The sequence below is a fragment of the Pseudoselenomonas ruminantium genome, assembly GCF_900113715.1.
GTDB classification, from domain to species: domain Bacteria; phylum Bacillota; class Negativicutes; order Selenomonadales; family Selenomonadaceae; genus Selenomonas_A; species Selenomonas_A caprae.
On the sequence record NZ_FOQK01000044.1, the window covers coordinates 1 to 7,363 of the forward strand.

A 7,363-nucleotide genomic window follows, 5' to 3' on the forward strand; every position below is an offset into this window, starting at 1 on the left:
GATGGGCTTACCAAATGGGCAGCTATGTAGGCCGATTAAAGGAAGAACGAATTTTTCAAAGTATGTCTCGCAAAGGCACCTGTCTGGATAATAGCGTGATGGAAAATTTCTTTGGCCTGCTAAAACAGGAAATCTATTATGGGCATACCTATCACAGCTTCGAAGAACTTGAACGAGCTATACGGCATTACATCACATACTACAATAAGCACAGAATCAAAGCTAAGCTGGGGTGGCTCAGCCCAGTAGATTACCGTTTACGTCATGCCGCAGCATAAAAAACCGGTAGCAGCAAATAATTGCTACTACCGGTAAGGTCTAACTTTATGGGGTCACTACAATAAGGGTGTTGAGGTCTTTTTATATTGTAGGGCGGTGATAAAAGCAGGATGGTTCCTCTTGGAATATGCTGAACATTATAGTTCGAATTAAGGGGGTTCATAAGTTACAATCTAGCCGAAATTACGGTACGTTCCTTAGGGGGAATATCAAGGGCATCCATAGCTTCATCGCTAGACCAGCCTTTCTTTTTCATAAGGGAACGTACGCTGTCTAAGAGACTTTCGATACGTCCTTTGGCCTCGCCAGGTTGATGGTGATGGACGACGGCTGGTGCAGGAGACGATAAAAACTGTGGAGCGATAAAGGAGATAAGGATATTTATGGCGAATAGAAAAAAATTAAGATAATTTGGAACATTTAAACGGTTAGGGGTATCATGAAAAAATGCAATGAAGAGGGCATATAGAATTGGAGACAGACTATGGAAAAGCATTCGCAATCTCAATATCCAGGCGTGACTTCATGAAACTGGCGGGACTTACGGCGGCATCGTCCTTACTTGGTATCAAGGACGATGCCGCAAAGGCAGAGGTTGCTTCTCCGGCGATAAGTGCGCTGGATTATAGCAAGGCGAATCTTCCCCTTCTCTTTAATGTCGATGTATGCGTGGTTGGCGGTGGCTCGGCGGGGACTGCGGCTGCTGTTACCGCTGCGCGAAAAGGAGCGAAGGTTGTCCTTGTGGAGCGGGGCATTTCCCTGGGGGGACTGGCCACCTTGGGCTGTGTTTTCCCATGTATGGCTACTTATTGCTATGACAGCGATACGCCCTACATCACGGATCTGAACAAACGCATGGAAAAACAGGGGGTGCCGCCGCTCCTTGGAGTGGATACTGACTCCTATTTCGGTGGTGGCAGAGGACAATATGTGCCTGAATATCTTTCTTTTGTCTATGATGAAATGTGTGAAGAGGCGGGGGTAGATATCCTTTACAACACTTCATTGGTGGGGGCGGTGACTGATGGAGGAAAGATTGTCTCCTGTGTTGTCCAGACCATTGAGGGACTGGCAAAGATACAGGCAAAGACCTTCGTCGATGGCACGGGAGACGCATTGCTTTCACGGTTTGCGGGCATTCCTGTGGAAAAAGGCTCAGAAAAGACAGGACGCAACCAGCCCATGAGTCTGCGTTTTGAAATGGGCGGCATTGATATGGGCAAGCTCTATCATCAGTTCATTATAAAGGGGGTAAAAGAGAGAGGTCCTTTCGACAAACTGGCAGAAGACACTCTGAGGAAGAAAGGCCGGCCATTCCTTCAGTTCTGGAAGTGGAAACAGAACGAGAAATTCTTCCAGGACGGTGTTGCCCGGGGGGAACGGACCGAGGATGATATTGTGTATATTCAGGCGTTTACGATTACCGGCAAACCCACCGTATTATCCATGAACTGTCCTGAGATGCCGGCACTGAACTTCAGTGCCACGGATATCGTCTCATACAGCAGGGCTGTGACCTTCGGCCGGAAGATGATGAACCGTCTGGCAGGATTCTTCATCAAGAACGTTCCCGGTTTTGAGAAGGCCTATATCAGCCGCGAAGCAAGTATGGTGGGAGTTCGGGAATCATGGCGTATCCGTGGTAAGTATTACATGACAGATAAGGAATATACCGATGCCAGGCATTTCCACGATGCAGTGGCTCGGACGGCGTATCCCATCGATATCCATGATGTGAATCTGGACCTCAGCAAAAAGCTGAAAAAGGGCGAGTATTATGAGATTCCCTATCGTGCCTTGGTGACCAATGAGATTTCCAATCTGCTTGTGGTGGGACGCTGTGCAAGTGGCAGCTTCGCCGCTCAGGCTTCCTTCCGCATCCAGCCAACTTGCATGAGTATGGGAGAAGCGGCTGGCATTGCTGCTTGGGGGATTTCTCACGGAATCGAAGCTAACGCCCTGCGCTGGGAAGATATTCCTGCAGAAGAGCGTAGCTACGTGAGCGAGGGATAATGGGAACGTCTCAATATAAAAGATGGTTTCCTAATGCATTATGAATGGTGAAGCCGTTGAGGAAGATGAACGGAATCTGGGCAAATTCAGCGGCAATTATATTGGGGAAGAGCAGTTGGGCGATGTCATTTGCCGCCATGCGTTCAGCAAATGAAGTATGAATTTCAGAAATATGAGGAAGAAATAAGAGCAAAGGCGTTATAACGAGGCAGTTCACAATAAGGAAAATGGTGATTATGATGAACTACAATCGGAAAAGGCGTTGGGGAACTGTTGTTATCGTATTCATAGCGGCTGTTTTGGCGGCAGGCTACGCCATAGGAGATTATTTTGTTGATTATGCCCTGAAGCGCGGCAGCGATGCAGATCCCTTGGCGCCTCCTGCTGCCTGCGTCAATATTCTTGACAAGAGCAGGGAAATGCCGGAAGAGCCGGCGGTGCCAACGGAAGCGTGGCGTATGACCATGCCGGACGGCAGAAATGTGGTGGCAGTAAGCTATAGGCCAGCCCAAACGGGACACCGCTGGGTTATACTGGCCCATGGCTATGGCAGGGACCACCGTTATGTCCGGGATTATGCCGAGGTTTATCTGAAGCATGGTTATCAAGTGCTCTCGCCGGACTTATGTGCTGCCGGGGAAAGTGATGGCCAGTACATTACCATGGGGGTCAAGGAAAGTGAGGAAATTGCCAAATGGGCGGCTAAAGTCAAGGAATCCGATGAGAATGCAGAAATTGTATTGCACGGAATATCTATGGGGGCTGCCACGGTAATGCTGGCAGCGGGCAGATACGAAATGCCGGGACTGGCAGCCGTCATAGAGGACTGCGGCTATACCAGCGCCTACGATATGTTTACAAATCAACTGGATGTTATCTTTGGCCTGCCGGAATTTCCCATTATGACATGCGTAGACATTGTAAGCGGCATTAAAACCGGGGTGAAAGTGTCAGACGCCGCCCCCATAAAGGCGGTTCCCGGCATCAAGGTTCCGATTATGTTCATCCATGGGACGGCGGACAAACTGGTGCCGCCTTCTATGATGGATAAGCTGTACAATGCCTGCCCTGCGCCCAAGAGTAAATTTATCGTAGAAGGAGCAGGACATGGGGATGCGATGACAGTGGCCGGAAAAGAGTATTGGGAGGCTGTTTTCAGCTTTTTGGATGACTGCCCGGGGGCGTTATCCATATCAAGGTGAGATAATGACGGACAGAAATAAATGTATGCACTGTGCCATAGCAAAGCCTATTCGTATTGGCAATGATGTGTGGATTGGCGGTAATTAGCAACAAGACAAAGGGGGAATGAATATGCCAAAAATGACAGGAAAACGCTCGTTTTTGTTTTTGCTGACAATTGGTTTTTTGTGCAGTTTGGTTTATGCATCAGTTGCGCAGGCGGCAGAAATCCTCAGAGAGGCAGTTCCTTTAGAACGTAATCATGTGGCCTTGCATTTGGAACGCTATATAGAACAGGATGGGCAGTCGAAAAAACCAATCCTGTTCGTACATGGCGTGACTTTTTCCTCCCATGAGTTCGATGTCAATTATAAAGATTACAGCTTGGCGAGATATTTTGCCAAGCATGGTTATGAAGTATGGCTGCTGGATATTGCAGGATTTGGCCATTCAGAGGCGGTCAAGGATGGTTTTATGCCGGACTCGGATTATGCGGCAGAGGACATAGAAGCGGCTGTGCGCTGCATTTTGGCGCGAAATAACCTTTCCTCCATGGATGTTTTAGGTTGGAGTTGGGGGACTGTGACCAGCGGGCGTTTTGCTGCACGTCACCCGGAACTGGTGCATCGTCTTGTGCTGTATGCTCCTATTTTCGTTGGCATGGGCGAAAAGGCAGTTAAGGAGCCGTTCCATCACAATACATGGGGAAGTGCGGCCTCTGATTTTCAAAGAAAAGCTGATGGAAGCATCGATTTTGATATCGCAGAAGAGCTTCTGGTCAATACCTACATTGCCAATGCTTGGCATTATGACCGGGACAGCAGCCCTAACGGAGGAAGACGGGATTTATTGGTCAGTGATAATGTAAGGCTGATACCTATGGAAAGTATCAATGTTCCTGTGCTGATTATTGCCGGTTCTAAAGACCAATATGTGTCCCCTGCCCTATGCAAAGAAGCATTTGCAATGCTATCCAATAGGGATAAGTCTCAGCTCGTAATTATTGATGGTGGTGGTCATGCTATGGTCATGGAAAGACCATATTACAAGAAGTTTAGGGAAAATGTGCTGAGATTTTTGCAGGCAAATTAAGGGGCGGGTGGTATACCAGTGCAACAACAAGTTTGCCGGAGCCAAGAAATGCACTACGCCACATCTGACGGAGACGGAAATAAAAAAGGCTTTCGTCAAGGTGGTGAACAAGCTACTGGAGGGCAAAACGGATATGCTGGAAAACATCCGGTTGGTACGGGAGCAGATATGCGACACAGCAGACCTCGAGGCTGAAAGCCGGCGGCTTATGGAAGAAATGAATATGCTCTCGGACAGAGTGCAAAAATGTATCAGCGAGAATGCCCGGATAGCCCAGGATCAGACGGATTACCAAAAACGATATGATGAACTGGTCAGCCGTTACGAGGCCACGAAAGACAGACATGATGAGGTGGTCAGGTTAATCAAGGCTCGACACGCAAAGTCTGAACGTCTGGATGGTTTTTCCCAAGCACTTACTGCTCAGAGCGAAAGCTTGACGAAGTTTGATGCGGGGCTTTGGGGAACGCTGGTAGACTTCATGACCGTATACAGCAAAGAGGATATCAGCGTAACATTCAAGGATGGGACAGAAATTCATATAAGTTAAGAATTGGCGCGGGCAAAGTCCCGTGCCAATTTTCTTGTATTCCCTTCTTATTTTATGATAGAATGGATAATATGTGAGTTCGTAGAGGTTGCAACCAGATAAGGTATGCTCTGGGACATTGTCCCGAGGATACTGCAAAAGGCTCGGAACTTAGTCGTAGCAAGGCTTCTCGGTACTCGCACACGAATACACTTTTTTGAACCCCCCTTAGGCGTTTCAAAAGGGAAAAGTGTGTTTGTATCAAAATTATTCAACAAATGGAGGATTTACTTTGTCAGCTTTAAGCGCAGAATTAAATAAAGAAATTGAAAAGCGCCGTACTTTTGCCATCATCTCCCACCCGGATGCTGGTAAGACGACGCTTACGGAGAAACTCCTGCTTTACGGTGGTGCCATCCATCTGGCTGGTTCCATCAAGAGCCGCAAGACCCAGCGCCATGCGGTATCCGACTGGATGGAAATCGAGAAGCAGCGTGGTATCTCGGTCACTTCGTCGGTGCTGCAGTTCGATTACGACGGCTGCCGCATCAACATCCTCGATACGCCGGGCCATCAGGACTTTTCCGAGGATACGTACCGCACGCTGATGGCTGTCGATAGTGCCGTCATGGTCATCGACGTCGCCAAGGGTGTCGAGGCGCAGACGAAGAAACTCTTCAAGGTCTGCAAGCAGCGCAATATCCCGATTTTCACGTTTGTCAACAAGCTCGACCATTATGGCAAGGCACCGATTGACCTTATGGATGAAATCGAAAACGTGCTGGGCATCCGTTCGTATCCGATGAACTGGCCAATTGGCCAGGACGGGCAGTACATGGGCGTCTATGATCGCCGCAATGACAAGGTGTTGCTGTTTGCTGAGGATACGACCCATGGTCAGGAGGCGCGCATCGCCGATGTCTATGAGCCCGATGATCCGGCTGTCATCGAGCGTGTCGGGGAAGACGTCTGGGAAGCATTGCAGGAAGATTTGGAGCTCCTCAATGAAGCCGGCGAAGAATTCGATATGGAACTCGTCAACGCCGGGGAGCTCACGCCGATGTTCTTCGGTTCGGCTATGACGAACTTCGGTGTGCAGGACTTCCTCGAAGGCTATATCCGCATGGCGCCGATTCCGCAGCCGCGCAAATCGTCTGAGGGCATGATCCCGGCCAGCGATGAGAAGTTCTCGGGCTTTGTCTTCAAGATTCAGGCCAACATGAATCCGGCCCATCGCGACCGCCTGGCCTTTATCCGCATTTGCTCGGGCAAATTCGAGCGCAATATGGAAGTCTGGCATGAGCGCACGGGCAAGATGCTGAAGCTGGCTCAGCCGCAGCAGTTCCTGGCTCAGGACCGCCAGATTGTGGATACGGCATATCCGGGCGACATCATCGGTCTCTTCGACCCGGGTGTCTTTGGCATCGGCGACACGGTCTGCGATGCCAGCCATAAGTTCAAATATGCGGACTTCCCGGTATTCCCGCCAGAAAAATTCGCCCGCGTCCAGGCGAAGGATACCATGAAGCGCAAGCAGTTCGTCAAGGGTATCGAGCAGCTCACGCAGGAAGGTGCTATCCAGCTCTTCCAGCAGGCTGGTGCTGGCACGGAGTCCTATATCGTTGGTACGGTCGGCACGCTGCAGTTCGAGGTGCTTGAGTACCGCCTCAAGAATGAGTACAACGTCGATATCGAGATGAATATGCAGCCGTTCGAGGTCGCCCGCTGGATGGCCTTCGAGGATGGCCGTGAAGTGACGCCGGCGGCGCTCAAAGGTGCTGATCGCGGCATGTTCGTCTATGACCGCAACCAGAATCCGGTGCTCCTGCTCAACAACGAGTGGGCTATCGGCTGGATTACGGATAACAATCCGGATCTTGTGCTCAACCACGTTCCGTTTGACAAGAAAGAAGCATAATATAAAGGAAAAGCCTGCTGGCGTCGGTGTCAGCAGGCTTTTTTTAATAATATAAATTGCAGTTTGTAAATTACCGTGTTTTTATTCGAGGAAAGCCGCGCCGCCGGGCAGGGGAGTACCAACGCTTCACTTAGATGCTTTGCTAAAAATATTTTTTGCCTTTAACTAAGCATTGAAAAAGTTCCCAAACGCGCTACGCTTGAACGGTGTGAATTTTTCAACGGAATGTGTAGGCAAAAAATATTTTCTTCACGCAAACCATCAATGTTACGCTTATGGTACTCCCCTGCCCGGCGGCTTCGTTTCAGCAATAGCCCGAATGAATCTTCAACCTGCTAATACGTTAGTGC

6 protein-coding genes are annotated in these 7,363 nt (G+C 49.4%); all 6 read left to right on the forward strand.

From position 1 onward, the window contains the following. Window positions 1–278 (forward strand): IS3 family transposase (locus BM181_RS14670; RefSeq protein WP_218150129.1); only part of this gene is annotated, 278 nt, incomplete at its 5' end. Window positions 279–804: 526 nt separating this feature from the next. After that, window positions 805–2,292: an FAD-dependent oxidoreductase gene (locus BM181_RS14675; RefSeq protein WP_143092232.1), complete on the forward strand. Its 1,488-nt coding sequence runs from the start codon at window positions 805–807 to the stop codon at window positions 2,290–2,292. Between the two features lie 236 nt (window positions 2,293–2,528). Continuing rightward, a complete protein-coding gene (locus BM181_RS14680) occupies window positions 2,529–3,494 on the forward strand; it encodes an alpha/beta hydrolase (RefSeq protein ID WP_177207222.1) in 966 nt (321 codons plus the stop codon). 112 nt (window positions 3,495–3,606) lie between these two features. Further along, window positions 3,607–4,566: an alpha/beta fold hydrolase gene (locus BM181_RS14685; protein WP_256211400.1), complete on the forward strand. Its 960-nt coding sequence runs from the start codon at window positions 3,607–3,609 to the stop codon at window positions 4,564–4,566. A 133-nt stretch (window positions 4,567–4,699) separates the two neighbouring features. Continuing rightward, window positions 4,700–5,116 (forward strand): hypothetical protein, encoded by a 417-nt coding sequence (locus BM181_RS14690; RefSeq protein ID WP_143092231.1) that lies wholly within the window; start codon window positions 4,700–4,702, stop codon window positions 5,114–5,116. A gap of 271 nt (window positions 5,117–5,387) precedes the next feature. Then, window positions 5,388–7,013 (forward strand): peptide chain release factor 3, encoded by a 1,626-nt coding sequence (locus BM181_RS14695; RefSeq protein ID WP_075445848.1) that lies wholly within the window; start codon window positions 5,388–5,390, stop codon window positions 7,011–7,013. The last annotated feature ends 350 nt before the right edge of the window (window positions 7,014–7,363 follow it).

What these genes read in the sequence shown, in the direction of transcription:
- BM181_RS14675 (WP_143092232.1), top strand. Translation starts at nt 805, where the DNA reads ATGAAACTGGCGGGACTTACGGCGGCATCGTCCTTACTTGGTATCAAG.
- BM181_RS14685 (WP_256211400.1), top strand. Translation starts at nt 3,607, where the DNA reads ATGCCAAAAATGACAGGAAAACGCTCGTTTTTGTTTTTGCTGACAATT.
- BM181_RS14680 (WP_177207222.1), top strand. Translation starts at nt 2,529, where the DNA reads ATGATGAACTACAATCGGAAAAGGCGTTGGGGAACTGTTGTTATCGTA.
- BM181_RS14690 (WP_143092231.1), top strand. Translation starts at nt 4,700, where the DNA reads ATGCTGGAAAACATCCGGTTGGTACGGGAGCAGATATGCGACACAGCA.